Origin of the sequence: Mesorhizobium sp. C416B (assembly GCF_030323165.1) — a bacterium.
Lineage (GTDB): Bacteria > Pseudomonadota > Alphaproteobacteria > Rhizobiales > Rhizobiaceae > Mesorhizobium.
Map to the genome: position 1 here is coordinate 5270390 of NZ_CP100471.1, position 14823 is coordinate 5285212.

Consider the following 14823-nt stretch of genomic DNA (forward strand, 5'->3'; position numbering starts at 1 on the left):
AAGTTAAAAAGACAAGGGAATTTGATCGAATGCTGCAAGGCACTAGAGACGTGCGCGCCAATGTCAGTCTCGCTGCTGTTCTGGACGAGGCGCGACAGTGTTTCGCTGACGCCAACCCGAACAGCCTGGCGCGCCAGAACGAGGCCGCGGCATCGTTGCCGGGCGGCAATACGAGGGCTGTACTTTGGTACCCGCCATTCCCTGTTTCGTTCGTCTCCGGCGAGGGCTGCAGGGTCACCGATCTCGACGGCCATACCTATGTCGATCTGGTCTCGGAATACAGCGCCGGCTTCTACGGCCACTCCGACAAGGCGATTTCGGCGGCCCTTGTGGACGTCATACAGGGCGGCATCATGCTGGGTGCACCCAACCGCTACGAGGCGCGCCTGGCAGCGGCGGTGGTCGAGCGTTTTCCAGCCATCGAGCGCGTGCGCTTCTGCAACTCGGGCACCGAGGCGAACATCATGGCGATTTCCGCCGCTCGCGCCATCACGAAGCGTTCGAAGATACTCGCCTTCCGGGAAGGCTATCACGGCGGCGTACTGACTTTTGCGCATGGCGGCTCACCGCTCAATTTGCCTTTCCCCTTTGTCTTCGCCGACTACAACGATAGTGCAGACGCCGTGGCGCTCATCAAGGAACAGGGCGACGAGCTTGCCGCCGTCATCGTCGAACCGATGATGGGCGGCGGCGGCTGCATCCCGGCGACCCGCGAGTTCCTGCAGGCGCTGCGCACAGCGACGAAGGAGACCGGCGCGCTGCTGATCTTCGACGAGGTCATGACCTCGCGCCTCGACTATCGAGCGCTCCATGGCGCGCACGGAATTTTTCCCGATTTCGTGACGCTCGGAAAGTACATCGGCGGCGGTGCGAGTTTTGGCGCATTCGGTGGACGCGCCGACCTCGTCGACCGCTTCGATCCGGCTTTGCCTGGTGCGTTCTCGCATGGCGGGACGTTCAACAACAATATTCTCAGCATGGCTGCTGGTTTCACCGGTCTGACGCAGGTGCTGACGCAAGAGGCGAGCCGCGCCATCAATGCGCGCGGCGATCGCTTGCGTGAAGCGATGAACGTCTCACTTGAACGACATGGCGTCGAGGGCATCGTCATAGGGCGCGGGTCGTTGATGAACCTGCATTTCGTCAGGGGGCCGGTGGACACGCCGGCGCGGCTCGACGATGCCGATCCATCGGTGATTGCGCTGTGGCATATCGAGATGCTGTTGCGAGGGTATTACGTGACGCCGCGCGGCATGCTGGCGTTGTCACTGCCATTTGGCGACGCCGAACTCGACGGCTTCGCCGCCGCATTCGACGATTTCCTGTCGAGCAACCTCAAAATACTGCCCCGCCGGACAAACTGATGCTCGATCGCAAGGATGCCACCGCCGGCTCGGCCGCGCAAAAGACAGCTCATGTTCGTGTCCATACGGGCTTGAAGGAAGCACTGATGAACGGTGACTTCCTGCCCGGCCAAAGACTGGTCGTGCGACAGCTTGCCGAACAGTACCGGACCAGCGCCATGCCGGTGCGCGAGGCCTTGCGGCAACTCGTCAGCGACGAGGCGATGTTCGACCACCCAAACCGGGGCGTCATCGTCCCCGAGGCCACGGTGGCGCGTATTTCGGATCTCGTGCGTGTGCGCTGCAGCGTCGAAGGGACGGCGGCCGAATGGGCTGCGACGACCATCACGCCCGAAGAACTCGATGAATTGGCGAAGCTGAACAGCCTGATGCGCGAGTGCGTCGAGAGCAACGTCATGGCTAACTATCTCGGCCTGAACAGGCGCTTCCATTTCACGATGTACCATGCCGCGCGGTCACCTCTCATCCAGCAGATCATCGAGAAATTGTGGCTGCAGGCAGGACCGTTCTTGAACATCGTCCGCTCGGACGTGACCTACGGTCTGGGCCTGGACCATCACGACGAAATGCTCGCGGCGCTGCGTCGCGCCGATGGCGCGGCTGCGCGCAAGGCCCTGGTAGCCGATCTGCGCGAGGCCGCCGACATCATTCTTCGCGCCGCGGCGGCGGCTGAGGCGCAGCCTGCTCGAAAGCGCCCGACTTCGGTGCGCCGTGATCCGAAGGCGCAGGCGCGGTGATGGGCGGATCTCCGCGTGGGCCGGTTCACGTCGAGTTTCGCGGCGTCAGCAAGCGCTACGGGCATGCGGTCCAGGCGGTGCGCCAGCTCGACCTGGAAATCGTGCGCGGCGAATTCCTGACGCTGCTAGGCCCTTCCGGGTCCGGCAAGACGACGGCGTTGATGATGCTGGCAGGATTCGAAGATACGACCGAGGGCGAAATTCTCATTGACGGTCAGCGCATCGACAACGTTCCCGCCAATCGTCGCGGCATCGGCATGGTGTTCCAGAACTACGCGCTTTTCCCGCACATGACGGTCGCCGAAAATCTGGCTTTCCCGCTCGAGGTCCGCAAACTTGGCCGCGAGGAGGTCAGGCGACGTGTCGGGAACGTTCTCGACATGGTCCAGTTGCCCGAATTCGGCAATCGGCGGCCAGCGCAGCTTTCGGGCGGGCAGCAACAACGTGTGGCGGTTGCCCGCGCCCTGATTTTCGAACCGCATCTTGTCTTGATGGACGAACCGCTTGGCGCCCTCGACAAGCAGCTGCGCGAGCAGATGCAGTTCGAGATCAAGGATATTCACGCCCGGCTGGGCGTGACCTTCGTCTACGTCACGCACGACCAGACTGAAGCGCTAACCATGTCGGACCGCATCGCGGTGTTCAGCGCCGGCCGCATCGAGCAACTGTCGACGCCGCGCGAACTGTACGAGCGTCCCGCGGCGAGCTTTGTCGCAAGCTTCATCGGTGAGAACAACCGCATGTTCGGCGCCGTGCTGGCCGGAAGCGAGGATGGCGGCGTATACGTCCGTCTCGACGACGGCGACGTTGTGTTGAACGCCATGTCCTGCGGTGCTGCGCTTTCTGCGGGTGTCAGGGTGACGCTGTCGATAAGGCCCGAGCGCCTGTCCGTTCTGCAGGACGGCGTCACGGCGCTCAACGAGATTCCGGCGACGGTCGTTCAATCAATCTACGTCGGCGATCATGTCCGGCTCGTCGCCGCGACCGCGAGCGGCCAGAAATTCATCGTCAAGCTTGCTACTTCGTCGTCTCAGCCGAAGCTCGATCCGGGTACGGCGATCCGGCTGGGCTGTGGCCGCGAGGATTGCCTCGCGCTCGATCGATAACACCAAAAGGCAGACAAGGGAGACCCGATCATGAAGAAATCGCCGAAAGTCGTCATCACCTGTGCGGTCACCGGATCGATTCACACGCCGACCATGAGCCCCTATCTGCCGATAACGCCTACCGAGATCGTCGACGCGGCTGTCGGCGCAGCCGAAGCTGGCGCCTCGGTGATCCATCTGCATGCCCGCGACCCCGAGACGGGCAAGCCGACCCCCGATCCTAAGCTCTTCATGGACTTCCTGCCGCGCATCAAACAGCAGACCAACGCCGTGATGAACATCTCTACCGGCGGCGGCCTCAAGATGACGCTCGACGAGCGTCTCGAAGCCGCCCATGCCGCCAAGCCCGAACTCTGCTCGCTCAACATGGGGTCGATGAATTTCGCCTTGCATCACATCGCGCCGAAATACACCGACTGGAAGCACGACTGGGAGAAGGGCTACCTGGAAGATACCAAGAAGGGCATCGTCTCCAACACGTTCGAGCAGATCGAGCGCATCATTGTCGAGGTCGGCCAGGCCTATGGCACCAAGTTCGAGTTCGAGTGCTATGATGTCAGTCACCTCTACACGCTGGCGCACTTTCTCGACCGCAAGCTGCTGAAGCCGCCGCTTTTCGTCCAGACGATCTTCGGACTTCTGGGCGGAATCGGCGCCGACGCCGAAGACATGATGCACATGCGCAGGACGGCGGACAGGCTGTTCGGAGACGACTATCTCTGGTCGATCCTTGCCGCCGGCAAGCACCAGATGAACCTCTGCACGATGGGTGCGATCATGGGTGGCAATGTGCGTGTCGGGCTGGAAGACAGTCTCTATATCGGCAAGGGCGCGCTTGCCAAGAGCAATGCCGAGCAGGTCGCCAAGATCAAGCGCATCCTTGGCGAACTGTCGCTTGAAATCGCAACCCCCGACGAAGCCCGCCAGTTGCTGGATCTCAAGGGCGGAAACGAGGTCGGGTTTTGACGCCCCCGATTGAAACCTATGTCGGCGTCGTCCATCCTTGGATGTGTGACGCGATGGGCCATCTCAACGTCCGTCACTACGTCGCTATGTTCGACGACGCCAGTTTCCAGCTGCTTGGCAGGATCGCCGATCCCCGTTTGACGCCGACGCTCGGCTGGGCGGATGTGAGGATGGAGATCGACTACGTGCACGAAACCGAGGTGGGAACTCTGATCACCGTTCGCACCGTTATAGAAAAGCTTGGGAAGTCGTCGCTGACCTATCTGCATGAAATGCGCGGCACGCTGGACGATGTGCTGCATGCACGCATGCGCACCGTAACGGTGCGCTTCGATCTTCAAGCGCGGAGCAAGATCGAGATCGAAGGCGAAGCCCGACAGGCGTGCGCGAAACTCCCGAGGGGTGAAGTCGATACGCGTGGGTGACGGCGAGAATGTCTGAGGGCATCGTTAGCGGCATTGGCGTGACTTGAGCGAGATGCTCTAGGTCGCGGAAGGCTTCTACTCGCCATAGGAAGGGCAAAATATAGCCGCTATTGCACAGACACCGCATTGGGCGGCCGCCACAATCGGGCCATTGCGTACGATAGCGGGGTTGAAGTGGTAGCGGGACATCGCAAGACCTACTACTGAGGGGGGCGCTCTTTGCTATCGTCAGCCAGGGTGACGGCAAGTCGGTGTCGAGCGTCACGACGTTGAAAACCACGACTTGTCTCAATGATGGACCGGACGGACAGTTGAGCAAAATCAAATAATACGGGAGATCGTGTGCAAAACTGCACACGCCTCGACCAGCCACAGCACAGCGGTTTTGAGCGAGCGCTCGACCGCGTCGCCGAGCTCATCGTGGCGCGAGGCGACCATGGCGAGGCATGTGCTCCCGCCATACGACCATTTGGAGCCCGCCCTGGAGGATCATCGAGCAAAGGAACAACGCCTCGCCGCAGTGCGCCAGCGTGTCATACAATCCCAGGATCGAACGGCAACACGATCTTCCAGGCCGATGTCAGCGACCGTCCGTGATGCATACTTAGGGGATTTGGGGAATAATCACAGCAGGACCGGATAGCTCGCGCGCTTCGAGGGCCCGATGCAGGTCTTGAACCTGGGTCCACTCGAACCGGGAGTAGGAATTGGTATCGGACATTCCGTCCGACATGGCCTTAAACAGGTTGGCGGCGTTCTCCCGAAATTGCGCCGCTGCCGCGTTGTGCGGAAAAATGGAAGGCCTCGTCAGGAAGAGACGGCCTCTGCGGTTCAAGAGTTCCGGATCGATCGCCGGAGCCGGTCCGGATGCCATGCCAAGACAATGACAGTTCCGAAAGGGGTGGCCAGATCCAGCGAAGACAGGAATGTGTCTTTGCCTATTGAATCCAAAACTGCGTCGACCTTGGTACCTCCGGTCCATTCGACAATTTCGTCCTCCCAGCCTTTTCTGGAATAGTTGACAGCGAACGCACATCCGTTGGCTTTCGCCAACGAACATTTCTCGTCCGATCCGACCGCCCCAATGACGGTTGCCGCTAGCTTACTGGCCCAACTCGCCAGGATGGAGCCGACACCGCCGGGAGGGGCGCAGGAGCACCAGATGCCCATTCCACGGGGAACGTCTTTTGTATCAGATACTGCGCCGTCAGACCTTTGAAGAAGTGGGCGGCGATCACTTCGTCCGAAAGACCATCGGGAACGGCAACCAGCTTCTCGGCGTTGACGGTCCTGAATGTCGCGTAGGCTCCTGTGCCCGCGCTCATATATGCGACCCGATCGCCGATCTTGAACTCCTCTACTGAGGAATCCAGATCCTCAACCACTCCCACTGCCTCATGTCCCAGGCCAGTATTCAAGAGAAGCGCGCTATGCCCTTGCGTTGCGATATATCGATAAAATTGAAGCCTATGGCAATCTGCCGAATGGTCACTTCTCCACGGCCGGGTGGCCCCAACTCCAAGTCAGCAAAGTGCATGACCTCCGGGGGCCATGGTGTCTATCCGAACAACTTGAGCTTTGGGCATTGGAAATTTCTCCTGTCGTCATCGACCGAGATGGGCATCCGGCCTTTTGCCGGGTCATCGCGGACGTATACGAATGTCGCGACCTCTTGCCGGCAGGCCATCATGATTGTGCGAACCAATATTTGGTTTCGGCACTGAAGGGCTGGGCCACGTCGCTCCTTGAAAGACCCGAGTACCGGCAGGCCGACAGCTTGATCAAGTTCGGGCAAAAAGTCCTGTCACGTGTTGCGACCGCTCAGTCATCTGCGCCGGCGCAAGCCTGCATCGGTTAAAGCGAAACCTTGCTTCGCATTGTTCAAATTGCGTTCAGTCGCGACGTCGGCTCTTGCTCAGCAGGGGCGCAGAGTTTGTTGCGCGTCCCTACGAATTGAATCTGCCTGCCAATACTGGATCGTGGAGATGTCCTACAAACTGATCGTGCAGCAATTTGCGGACGAGATCGCCGTACTAGACGGCGAAACAATTCTCGAAGCGGCGATGCGCACCGGGCACTACTGTCCTTCGGACTGCAGAAACGGAGTTTGCGGCGAGTGCAAATGCGCTCTCATCTCCGGTTCCGTGGACATGAAGCAGTACCTGGATGTCGCTCTGAACGAGGATGAGAAGCAACAGGGTTATATTCTCGGCTGCCGCTCGATGCTGCGAAAGCGATTGCGAAATTGCCCTGCTTGAGCGGGAAGAACGCGTGCGCTGGCGACAAGCGTCGCCCGATGGGCACGAGCCGCTAACAAAAAAGCGCCCCATGAGACCAAACGGCCTCTCCATCGCAGGTACGAAAATGGAAAAGAAGCAGAACTTTCACAGCTTTGTGTTGATACCGATGCTCGGCAGCGTCGGCGGTGAAGGCTCCGTTCTAGCCGCTTACCCGGATATGACGGCGATGCAGCAGATCGGTCATCTCCTGTTCGAGCACATCCATCCGCCATCACGTCGCGGCACTGAGTTACCCAGCCGCGATCCGCTGACCCCAACGGTATGAACCCGGACCATCTTTGTTATTGAAAACCCGCTTTCGGCGGGCGTATAAAACTCGACGTTACCATTGCTTTTTGTAGGGAGGCTGTGATGGATAACGTGATACCAATCCGCAAAGTATTGCCTTGCGTGGAAGTCGTCGAAGCCTGCGGCGAATGGTCCGTTCGTGTGGCCGAGGAAGACCAGGAAATTACCCGATCATTCGTGATTGAATCATTCGCGCTGTCCTTCGCAGAAGGCCAACGGATACGCCTGCATCTCGACAAGTTCGTTCGCCTGTAAGAACGATCTCATTCCCGGCAGGTGATGTGGCACGAGAAACCGGATCACCTGCCGCTAGAATTCGACCAATGAGCGCCGGCCGCCCTCAGCTAATTGATTGCCGCGTCGATGCGTTTGCCGAAAATGTCGGCCATTGAGCGGGAATACGTGGCGGTCAGGTGATCGGTGTCGCGCCAGACAAAAACATTGCCGATGACCGCAGGGCAAATGTTGCCCGGGCATACAATGTCGCTGAAGTCGACGAGCGGCACATGCGGGTAGAGGCGCTGGGCAACTACCACGGGATCCCGATCACGTGCCGATTTATATGGAACAGAGCAGTGGCCGTCCCGAGCCATGCACCGCTCCGGGTTCGTTCCCCAAGCTGGTGTGTCGGCTATTACCACCACCTTAATGCCCAATGCCTCAATGCTGCGCCATAGCTGCACCAACGTATCGCTCACGGGCACTTGGCTTCCGTCGTCGGGATAAGCACGTAAAACGTCTCTCTGCCCGAAAATGATGATGTCTGGCCTTTGTTGTCGAATAATTCGCAGCATATGCTGACCCCAGGTCAGGCAATCTGGAAACGGACGGTCGCTGTCAGACATCATGATCATGGTAGGAAATAGCGGGCATCCGGGCTTGGTAAAACTCTCCGCATTCCAACCTCGATCCGACGCCGCCACCTGAAACGCCGGAAGCCAGTGCTCTGCGTGCGAATCGCCAACCAGGAACACCTTGAGCCGCCCATTTGGATCGCCAACCTGGCAACCGACAGGTTCGCCGTTTTCGCGAGGCGGGCGGCAGCTGTCCGTTTGTGGCTTATCCTGCTTTATTGTCGGCAGCGAAGGAGCATAGGCCGCTACGGTCGGCACCGGCCTGTTGGTGAACAAGGACCTAGCCCCTGGATAGTCATTCGGGTTGTCCGAGATCAATGCTTGTTGCCGGGCGATTTCTATCGAGACAGCGCAAAATGCGATTAGAGGCACCAAAGGAACCGGGGCAAAAACGGCCAGCCACTCGACCAGTCGGGGGCGTGATCGCAACGATGCGCGGTGGCGGAAACGGTCCTCGACATGAACCTTGGTGATGGCGGCTAGACCGACGCTTGCTGCAAGGATGGCCAGGCCGCCCCAAAGGCCGATCGCTTCGCCACTTTGCTGGGTGAAAAAAACGATGATTGGCCAATGCCAAAGATAGAGCGAGTAAGAGATGTCGCCGAGGAATTGGAACGGTCGTGACTTGAGCAAAGCAAAGGCGCTGAACGACGACTGGCTTTGACCAGAGACGATCACCAACGCGGTCCCAACGGTCGGCAACAGCGCCGCATAGCCGGGGAAGGGTGTCTTGGTCGAGAACAGAAAGGCGGCTGCGAGAATCGAGCCGACGCCGGCAAACCCAAGCAATCGCCGCGCTCGTACCCCGATCCGTGTGTCGGCTGACTCCGGCACCATGGCACACAGCAGAGCGCCGAGCGCCAGCTCCCACATGCGGGTGTGAGTGACGAAATACGCCCGCGCCGGGTCAACAAGCGTGAGCCATACGGAGGTGGCAAGCGAGGCGATGAAGATTGCGCCTAGCACGGCGGCCAGCAAGGGTCGCCAAGGCCTGTGGACTTTTCGTGAAAGCCACAGGAGGCCGATGATCAGCCCCGGCCAGACAACGTAGAATTGTTCTTCGATCGACAGCGACCAGTAATGTTGGACCGGGCTCGGCGCGCTCGTCATCGCCAGGTAATCAATCGCCTTCGCTGCGAGCCGCCAGTTCTCCAATTGAAAGGCGCTGTGCACCAGTTCATTCGTGCCGTCCCTCCATAGCGCGGAGGGTAGATAGAGCGGGGTCGCCAAGCCCACCAGCAGAAGGACAAGCATCGCGGCAGGCAAGAGGCGCCGCGCCCGGCGAACATAGAAACCAAGTAGGTCCATTCTTCCGGTGTCCTCCACCTCCCGCAGCAGGACGCCGGTGATCAAGAAACCAGAAATGACAAAAAACACGTCAACGCCGACATAGCCGCCGGGGGCCAGCCACGGCCAGACATGGAACAAAGCGACTGAGCAGACAGCGATAGCACGCAGCCCCTGGATCTCAGGCCGGAAATTCGACTTGCTCAAATACTTGCTTCCGGTTGCTGCTAGGCTCGCGCTTATACAGAATGAACGAATGGAACAAGTAGCCCCCAATAACAACCTCAGCACTCAATTTGGCATCGGTTGGGACCAGAAAAGCGAAAAGCCCCGGACACCGTGAGGCGCCGGGGCGAAGTCGGATAGTTGGTTTCATGTCGTCGCCAATCAGCCGCCGCGCAGCGCCCACCAGATATCAGACCAGTACGCGGTGACAAGGGAGGCTAGCGCCGCCGCAGCCATGCCTGTTACGCCGAGAGCACCGAGCCCCATCAGTTTCCACCGGGTGACCTCCGCTGTCACGGCCTTCACCTCAGTCATGTCTTCACTGAGGGATTTCACTGCGCCTTCGGTCTGGGAAAGACGCTCCACCAACTCGTCGGTCTTGGCGTACATCTTCGATCGGCTGGCGGCGGCGCGCTGTTCGGATTGCTCGTAGCTCAGCGCGGCCCGGGCGTCGCTATCTTTGATATCGCGCCGGATTTCGGTGACGTCCCGCTGGACACCCTCCAAAGCGGCGACGAGGCCGCCTACCATCATCTCCAGGCTCTTCGTCGCCGATGTTGGCATGTCAGGCTTTCCATGCGCACAGCTTGGCGCCCTTTTCGTTTGGGCCAAGACCTGGCTCACCTCGCCGTCTGAAAGCGCCGCGATTGCTTCGGCGGACAGGCGGATCGGGTGCTCGACCGCGCAAAACGAGCCGCCTATCGTCGTGCAGCCGGCAATCGCGACGAGCACCGCAAGGGCTATTGCTTTGGTGACCATTTGCCCAGCCTCCCCCGGTTGTCGTCCGGCGCGCGACCGGCGACGGCATCATCGATCTCGTCGGCTTGGGTTGCGGCGATCACGTTGGCCGCCGCCTGCTTGTTGCGTTCGGCCTTGGCGCCGGCAAGCCGCTGTTGAAAGCCGAAGCCAAGCGCGCCGATGATGGTCGCGCCAAAGGCAAGCACGGTTGGGTTGTTCAGGAGCCATGCGATGACCGCGCTCATAGCGGCCACCAGAACCGGACGGCAAACCCGGCGCTGAGGACCAGGCTGATAGCGCCGACGGTGCGCAGCAGGCGATCGAACGCCGGGATGAGCAGTTCGCGAAAGCCTTCCATCACTCAGCAACCTCCGCCTTGATCTGGCGCACCGCCGCGACGATCTGGGAGCGCAGCAAGAGCAAGATCAGGATGAAGACGATGAGGACGCCGCCGCCCGCAGAACGGCCTTCCAGTCATGCCGGCAAGCCAGCCAAGCCCAAGCGCGCCGGAACCGAAGAGGCCGGTCAACCAGGACAGGAAGCCGGATTTCTCCTTGACCTTCTGCGCCACCCTATCGGGAACAACAGGCTTCGGCACCTCCACCGGCACCTCAACCCTGATCTGCGGCGGCGATGCAGGCAGTGCGGAGATCAGCATGGCATCGCGACGCACGGCTGCCATGCGGGCCGTCCAGCCCTTGCCAAAGGTCAGCCAAAGGAGCTTGCCGGTCTCTTGTTCTTGGCCCGCCTCATGAAGCCGAGACGCGCATCACAATAGGCGTCGATGATGACGCCGGCAGGCTTGGCGCCGATCGCCTTGAGGCTGTCCGGTCCTAGTCGGCCGTCGACCCTCGCGCCGGCCACGCGCTGGAGGTATTCTGCGGCTCGCTTTGGACCCGAATTGAGCGCGAAATCGAAGGCGGGATAGTCGACGCCGGCCGGAAGCTCCGAGCCGTGCACCGCATCCCAAAACTGGCGGCGATAGACCGTTGCAAGCTGGGTATCGGTGATAGCCTTCAGGTCGGCCTTGGTGCCGCTGGGCTTGATATAGGCGCGGAAGGTCTCCAGCGCCACGCCTTTCGTGGTGGCGCCGCCAGGATCGGCCGGATTGTCCGACCAGAGCCCTTCCGATTTGAGAACGAGCGCGAGCGCCCGCACGAAATTGCGGTCCATGTGTAAGCCTCTTGAGGTTGCATTTGAAAGAAGGTAACCGCTATTTTGCGGCCAGGGCGGGATGTCTAATGTCTGTATTCTCTAAATGGTTCAAAGACGCGCGCGCGAAACTGCCCGATAATGTGTCGGTTGGCCGCCACACTTATGGCGTCACTTGGCGGAAGGTGCTTTTTCCGACTAATGAAGCCCCTCTAAATGTGGGTAGCTTCTGCTCTGTTGCTGGCCAAGTGCTGTTCATGTGCACCGGCCAACACCAGACGAAGAGTGCCACTTCATTCCCGATCTATAGCCGCGTCCTGAAGCAGCCTGAGCCTTTACCCAACGCTGGCAAGCCTGGGGGCATCACGATCGGCAACGATGTTTGGATTGGCCACGGTGCCATTATATTGCCAGGCGTGACAGTCGGCGACGGCGCTGTTGTGGGTGCCGGCTCCGTCGTCACCAAGTCTGTCGAGCCCTATGCGATAGTGGCCGGCAATCGCGCGCAAGTTATCCGCAGCCGGTTCCCTGCTGATACCGTTGCGCAATTGCTGGAAATACAGTGGTGGTTGTGGGACGACGATAAGATCAAGAGCGAGGCAGCTACTCTCAGCGGTCCGATCGAGACTTTCATCGCAAAGCACGCCACTCGATGAGGGACATCTTCGGTTACATCGCGTATGGCGAAAACGAATTGTACCATCGCGGCGCGTTGCTGAGCGCACTCAAGCTTTTGTATCATTGTCCAGAAGCAAAGATCATTGTTGCGACGGACAGGCCCGAATTGTTTGTCGACTATCCCATGGAGACGTTGCTTCTGACTGACATGCAGAAAGAGGCTTGGTCCTTCAGCGGTCAATATCATTTTGGCATCAAGGCCCGGGCGTTGATCAAACTCCTGAGGATGACCGACCGCCTCATTTTTATGGACTCAGACCACTACCCAGCGGGATTTCTATCTCATGCCTCCGAAGGCATTTCGCCTAAGCATTCAGTGATGCGACGCCTAGAGAAACCCCACAAATGGACGCCTGTGCTGGAAGGGGAAGGCCTTAGGATCGGCGAACATGTTATCACGGGCCGCGAACCTATGTGGCAAAGCGGCATCCTCGGATTGCATCGAGACAATCTTCCCGCTCTGATGGACGCGTATCCACCGATGCTTGCTGTCCATCAGATATCGAAAATTGACGCTGCGGAGCAGTTCTGCATCGGCATAGCCTTGTCCTTGGGGGGGCGGACGATCAGCCCGCATAAGCTCAAGATCAGGGACTATAATACACGAGGGAAGAAGGCGTTCGCAGAATCTCGTGTACATCGCTTCTTCTATGCATACGCTGCTGAGCCCGTTGCACGGCAAATCGTCGAGGCTGGCCGATATCGAATGTGGCGGACGCCGGTGGACATCATTCGTCAAAAACTCAAGGCGCGAGGATGACCGCAGGATCGAGCCCAAGAGCATGGACTAGTCCGACAGCGTCAGGATCGTCACTATAGACTTCTGGCCGATCCGGCGCGGACCAGCGGGCAAAATAGATTGGATTGCCCGTCAGCGCGGCATAGGCCTGCGCCATCTTGCCCGCGTCGATGATGCGAGCCTGTACAACCGATTCCAGGACCATGCGACGCACGGAAGGAACGGCACTCCACGCCTTGCCGCCCCAGACCTGGCGCGCATCTTCCGGTGCTTCTGGCATCTCGGTGCCATTTTCAGGCAACTTGACGTCTGCACCGTCAAAGCCGCCGAGATAGACGCCATCCGCGTCGACGAAGAATTTGGTCATATTTGCTGATCCCTTTACTCAGAATTTGTAATTGGTGTATGCCTTCGCCAAGCATGGTTATCGCCGTGAGGCAGAGATGTTTTATTTGGGGTTGGCGATCGGCTTTGCGTTGGGCATCGTAGCAATGTCAGCTGCCGTTTATTATTGGACGCACCACGATGATCTTGCGATCAGGCGGGGGGAAGAGCATTAGCCGCATAGGCCTTCCGCCGGCCAATGGCGGGCCCGCTACGATGGACGGAAGACGCATGCTCGGCGCAAGCCGAGGCCCCGCAATACGCCGTTCGTCACCGTCCCGACCACGGCCGGAACGGGCTTCGATGTGGGACGCGGTGCGATAATCACCGACGAGGCCACGCACACCAAGAACGTGGTGTTCCATCACCTGATGAGGCCAAGGTTGTCGTCGGGGACCCCGAACTGATCGTAGGCATGCCTCCGCTCATCACTGTCGGAACTGGGATGGACGCGCTCGCGCACTGCATCGAGGCGTTGTCGAGCGCCTACTATCATCCGATGTGCGACGCGATCGCCATCGAAGGTGTGCGCTTGATCTTCGAAAACCTTCCGAAGGCGTATTCGAATCCGAATGACGTCGAGGCCCATGGTGACCTGATCAGCGCTGCTGCGATGGGTGCTGTCGCCTTTCCGAAAGGGATGGGCGCCGTCCACGCACTCTCGCATCCGGTCGGCGCGCTCTACGACACACATCACGGTATGACCAATGGCGTTTTCCTGCCCTATGAGAAGACGCATGCAGGGACGACCCCCCGGGACAAGCACGTGGAGGACGGTGTGCGCATGTTTCGAGGTGGGAAGCATGACGGTGTAGTCGCGTTCGGCGGCGGGTCGGCGCTGGACACCGGCAAGACGATCGGCTTCATGGCGCGCATCAGAAGGGCATATTGTGGGATTACGACTTCCTCAACGGATATCGGGATCGCGCCGATCCATCCGCGATGGCGCCTCTCAGGACCGGATTGGCTCGTACGTCGGGAAACACCGCCGCCTCCATCGCGCGGTGCATCCAGATTTGCGTGGGTGTATTCGACGGCGCCCGGATACGGCGTAGCGCATGGGATTCCGAGAACAACAATCGGCATCAAGGTCCTCGAGATTGTTACACGCCGCGACGAAGTTCGGCCGGACCCCAGGAAATCGCCGATGCAAAAGCTTGGGGCGTAAGGTTCTTTTCGGCGCAGACCGTCCGTCAAAAAGGCATTCAGCCGATCCTGGATGCCATTCCTTCGGAGTCTAATGTCCACATAAACCTCGACTTCGACGGGCTCGACCCATCAATCATGCCTGCTGAATTTTGTTCCCGCCGGGCGGGGTGTTGTACTGGGAGGTCGTGGATCTGATGAAAGGTGTTGCGGCGAAAGCAACGATATGCAGCATCGCGGCCGTGGAATTTGTTCCGTCGAAAGATCCGGACGGCAATTCCGCATTGACCGCGGGGCGGATCATATCATTGGCCATCGGCTCCATCCTGAAGAAAACATCGGTTTAGACGTCGGGCGGAACCACCGCGTCTGGTCGCAACAAAAAGCCGAGGTAAACATCCCACCCCGCAAGGTAGAGGGCTGTCCGGTCGCGG

The 14823-nt window shown here is 59.7% G+C and carries 21 protein-coding genes and 1 pseudogene; 13 read left to right on the forward strand and 9 right to left on the reverse strand.

All coding sequences use genetic code 11. The features are described 5' to 3' along the window. Positions 1-29 precede the first annotated feature (29 nt). The 5 genes from NLY43_RS25640 to NLY43_RS25660 are packed head-to-tail and all read left to right on the forward strand — an operon-like array spanning position 30 to position 4598. On the forward strand, positions 30-1364 hold the full coding sequence (locus NLY43_RS25640; RefSeq protein ID WP_023711045.1) for an aspartate aminotransferase family protein: 1335 nt from the start codon (positions 30-32) through the stop codon (positions 1362-1364). Then, positions 1364-2101, forward strand: a complete 738-nt coding sequence (locus NLY43_RS25645) for a GntR family transcriptional regulator (RefSeq protein WP_023696853.1) — start codon at positions 1364-1366, stop codon at positions 2099-2101. Before NLY43_RS25640 ends, NLY43_RS25645 begins: the two co-directional genes overlap by 1 nt. Then, positions 2101-3207 (forward strand): ABC transporter ATP-binding protein, encoded by a 1107-nt coding sequence (locus NLY43_RS25650; protein WP_031192955.1) that lies wholly within the window; start codon positions 2101-2103, stop codon positions 3205-3207. The genes NLY43_RS25645 and NLY43_RS25650 overlap by 1 nt, the downstream gene beginning before the upstream one ends. Before the next feature lie 30 nt (positions 3208-3237). After that, positions 3238-4173: a 3,5-dioxohexanoate:acetyl-CoA acetone transferase gene (kce, locus tag NLY43_RS25655; RefSeq protein ID WP_023711047.1), complete on the forward strand. Its 936-nt coding sequence runs from the start codon at positions 3238-3240 to the stop codon at positions 4171-4173. Between the two features lie 41 nt (positions 4174-4214). After that, complete coding sequence (locus NLY43_RS25660) at positions 4215-4598, forward strand: acyl-CoA thioesterase (protein WP_081740607.1); 384 nt, start codon at positions 4215-4217, stop codon at positions 4596-4598. 831 nt (positions 4599-5429) lie between these two features. Here NLY43_RS25660 and NLY43_RS32620 read toward each other — a convergent pair. Then, positions 5430-5768, reverse strand: coding sequence for a zinc-binding dehydrogenase (locus NLY43_RS32620; RefSeq protein ID WP_196813676.1), 339 nt, complete (start codon positions 5766-5768; stop codon positions 5430-5432). Further along, positions 5696-5983 carry an MDR/zinc-dependent alcohol dehydrogenase-like family protein gene (locus tag NLY43_RS25665; RefSeq protein WP_023711051.1) on the reverse strand — a complete coding sequence of 96 codons (288 nt, stop codon included), beginning with the start codon at positions 5981-5983 and terminating at the stop codon, positions 5696-5698. Before NLY43_RS25665 ends, NLY43_RS32620 begins: the two co-directional genes overlap by 73 nt. Before the next feature lie 600 nt (positions 5984-6583). On the opposite strand from NLY43_RS25665, the gene NLY43_RS25670 reads away from it, so the two are divergent. The 3 genes from NLY43_RS25670 (at position 6584) to NLY43_RS25680 (ending at position 7441) form a co-directional block, all read left to right on the forward strand. Beyond that, on the forward strand, positions 6584-6856 hold the full coding sequence (locus tag NLY43_RS25670; RefSeq protein ID WP_031199198.1) for a 2Fe-2S iron-sulfur cluster-binding protein: 273 nt from the start codon (positions 6584-6586) through the stop codon (positions 6854-6856). Between the two features lie 106 nt (positions 6857-6962). After that, positions 6963-7163: a hypothetical protein gene (locus NLY43_RS25675; RefSeq protein WP_023711053.1), complete on the forward strand. Its 201-nt coding sequence runs from the start codon at positions 6963-6965 to the stop codon at positions 7161-7163. A gap of 86 nt (positions 7164-7249) precedes the next feature. Continuing rightward, entirely contained in the window at positions 7250-7441 is a 192-nt protein-coding gene (locus NLY43_RS25680) for a hypothetical protein (RefSeq protein WP_031192958.1), read from the forward strand. A gap of 89 nt (positions 7442-7530) precedes the next feature. Here the strand turns inward: NLY43_RS25680 and NLY43_RS25685 are convergent, their stop codons facing one another. From NLY43_RS25685 to NLY43_RS32630, 5 genes are all read right to left on the reverse strand, one after another. Next, positions 7531-9534, reverse strand: coding sequence for an acyltransferase family protein (locus NLY43_RS25685; RefSeq protein ID WP_023711055.1), 2004 nt, complete (start codon positions 9532-9534; stop codon positions 7531-7533). 180 nt (positions 9535-9714) lie between these two features. Beyond that, the gene (locus tag NLY43_RS25690; RefSeq protein ID WP_245263986.1) at positions 9715-10311 is read right to left on the reverse strand and encodes a DUF1515 family protein; all 597 of its coding nucleotides are present in this window, start codon (positions 10309-10311) and stop codon (positions 9715-9717) included. Continuing rightward, positions 10293-10535: a hypothetical protein gene (locus tag NLY43_RS25695; protein WP_023711057.1), complete on the reverse strand. Its 243-nt coding sequence runs from the start codon at positions 10533-10535 to the stop codon at positions 10293-10295. The genes NLY43_RS25690 and NLY43_RS25695 overlap by 19 nt, the downstream gene beginning before the upstream one ends. Positions 10536-10651: 116 nt before the next feature. Continuing rightward, entirely contained in the window at positions 10652-10948 is a 297-nt protein-coding gene (locus NLY43_RS32625; protein ID WP_348529715.1) for a hypothetical protein, read from the reverse strand. A 50-nt stretch (positions 10949-10998) separates the two neighbouring features. Beyond that, the gene (locus NLY43_RS32630; protein WP_050588605.1) at positions 10999-11463 is read right to left on the reverse strand and encodes a glycosyl hydrolase 108 family protein; all 465 of its coding nucleotides are present in this window, start codon (positions 11461-11463) and stop codon (positions 10999-11001) included. Positions 11464-11531: 68 nt separating this feature from the next. On the opposite strand from NLY43_RS32630, the gene NLY43_RS32840 reads away from it, so the two are divergent. After that, positions 11532-12098 carry a CatB-related O-acetyltransferase gene (locus NLY43_RS32840; RefSeq protein ID WP_023711059.1) on the forward strand — a complete coding sequence of 189 codons (567 nt, stop codon included), beginning with the start codon at positions 11532-11534 and terminating at the stop codon, positions 12096-12098. Then, a complete protein-coding gene (locus NLY43_RS25710) occupies positions 12095-12880 on the forward strand; it encodes a hypothetical protein (RefSeq protein WP_023711060.1) in 786 nt (261 codons plus the stop codon). Before NLY43_RS32840 ends, NLY43_RS25710 begins: the two co-directional genes overlap by 4 nt. Here the strand turns inward: NLY43_RS25710 and NLY43_RS25715 are convergent. After that, complete coding sequence (locus NLY43_RS25715; RefSeq protein WP_023711061.1) at positions 12864-13226, reverse strand: hypothetical protein; 363 nt, start codon at positions 13224-13226, stop codon at positions 12864-12866. The two genes, NLY43_RS25710 and NLY43_RS25715, sit on opposite strands and share 17 nt — an antisense overlap. 280 nt (positions 13227-13506) lie before the next feature. Here NLY43_RS25715 and NLY43_RS25720 point away from each other — a divergent pair. From NLY43_RS25720 to NLY43_RS32640, 3 genes and pseudogenes are all read left to right on the forward strand, one after another. Beyond that, positions 13507-13970: pseudogene (locus tag NLY43_RS25720) on the forward strand (iron-containing alcohol dehydrogenase); the annotation flags it as partial. Continuing rightward, positions 13944-14411: an iron-containing alcohol dehydrogenase gene (locus NLY43_RS25725; RefSeq protein ID WP_348529084.1), complete on the forward strand. Its 468-nt coding sequence runs from the start codon at positions 13944-13946 to the stop codon at positions 14409-14411. The pseudogene NLY43_RS25720 and the gene NLY43_RS25725, both read left to right, overlap by 27 nt. Further along, a complete protein-coding gene (locus NLY43_RS32640) occupies positions 14384-14587 on the forward strand; it encodes an arginase family protein (protein WP_352757875.1) in 204 nt (67 codons plus the stop codon). The genes NLY43_RS25725 and NLY43_RS32640 overlap by 28 nt, the downstream gene beginning before the upstream one ends. Here NLY43_RS32640 and NLY43_RS25730 read toward each other — a convergent pair. After that, positions 14526-14705 (reverse strand): hypothetical protein, encoded by a 180-nt coding sequence (locus tag NLY43_RS25730; protein ID WP_198025470.1) that lies wholly within the window; start codon positions 14703-14705, stop codon positions 14526-14528. The genes NLY43_RS32640 and NLY43_RS25730 overlap by 62 nt on opposite strands. Positions 14706-14823: the final 118 nt, after the last annotated feature.

Bases quoted from the DNA above. Each gene is read 5' to 3' on its own strand.
- NLY43_RS25695 (WP_023711057.1), bottom strand. From the start codon at position 10,535: ATGAGCGCGGTCATCGCATGGCTCCTGAACAACCCAACCGTGCTTGCC.
- NLY43_RS25680 (WP_031192958.1), top strand. From the start codon at position 7,250: ATGGATAACGTGATACCAATCCGCAAAGTATTGCCTTGCGTGGAAGTC.
- NLY43_RS32840 (WP_023711059.1), top strand. From the start codon at position 11,532: ATGTCTGTATTCTCTAAATGGTTCAAAGACGCGCGCGCGAAACTGCCC.
- NLY43_RS25660 (WP_081740607.1), top strand. From the start codon at position 4,215: ATGTGTGACGCGATGGGCCATCTCAACGTCCGTCACTACGTCGCTATG.
- NLY43_RS32630 (WP_050588605.1), bottom strand. From the start codon at position 11,463: ATGGACCGCAATTTCGTGCGGGCGCTCGCGCTCGTTCTCAAATCGGAA.
- NLY43_RS25690 (WP_245263986.1), bottom strand. From the start codon at position 10,311: ATGGTCACCAAAGCAATAGCCCTTGCGGTGCTCGTCGCGATTGCCGGC.
- NLY43_RS25645 (WP_023696853.1), top strand. From the start codon at position 1,364: ATGCTCGATCGCAAGGATGCCACCGCCGGCTCGGCCGCGCAAAAGACA.
- NLY43_RS25710 (WP_023711060.1), top strand. From the start codon at position 12,095: ATGAGGGACATCTTCGGTTACATCGCGTATGGCGAAAACGAATTGTAC.
- NLY43_RS25725 (WP_348529084.1), top strand. From the start codon at position 13,944: ATGACCAATGGCGTTTTCCTGCCCTATGAGAAGACGCATGCAGGGACG.
- NLY43_RS25640 (WP_023711045.1), top strand. From the start codon at position 30: ATGCTGCAAGGCACTAGAGACGTGCGCGCCAATGTCAGTCTCGCTGCT.
- NLY43_RS32620 (WP_196813676.1), bottom strand. From the start codon at position 5,768: ATGGGCATCTGGTGCTCCTGCGCCCCTCCCGGCGGTGTCGGCTCCATC.
- NLY43_RS25670 (WP_031199198.1), top strand. From the start codon at position 6,584: ATGTCCTACAAACTGATCGTGCAGCAATTTGCGGACGAGATCGCCGTA.
- kce (WP_023711047.1), top strand. From the start codon at position 3,238: ATGAAGAAATCGCCGAAAGTCGTCATCACCTGTGCGGTCACCGGATCG.
- NLY43_RS25650 (WP_031192955.1), top strand. From the start codon at position 2,101: ATGGGCGGATCTCCGCGTGGGCCGGTTCACGTCGAGTTTCGCGGCGTC.
- NLY43_RS25730 (WP_198025470.1), bottom strand. From the start codon at position 14,705: ATGGCCAATGATATGATCCGCCCCGCGGTCAATGCGGAATTGCCGTCC.
- NLY43_RS32625 (WP_348529715.1), bottom strand. From the start codon at position 10,948: ATGCTGATCTCCGCACTGCCTGCATCGCCGCCGCAGATCAGGGTTGAG.
- NLY43_RS25715 (WP_023711061.1), bottom strand. From the start codon at position 13,226: ATGACCAAATTCTTCGTCGACGCGGATGGCGTCTATCTCGGCGGCTTT.
- NLY43_RS25675 (WP_023711053.1), top strand. From the start codon at position 6,963: ATGGAAAAGAAGCAGAACTTTCACAGCTTTGTGTTGATACCGATGCTC.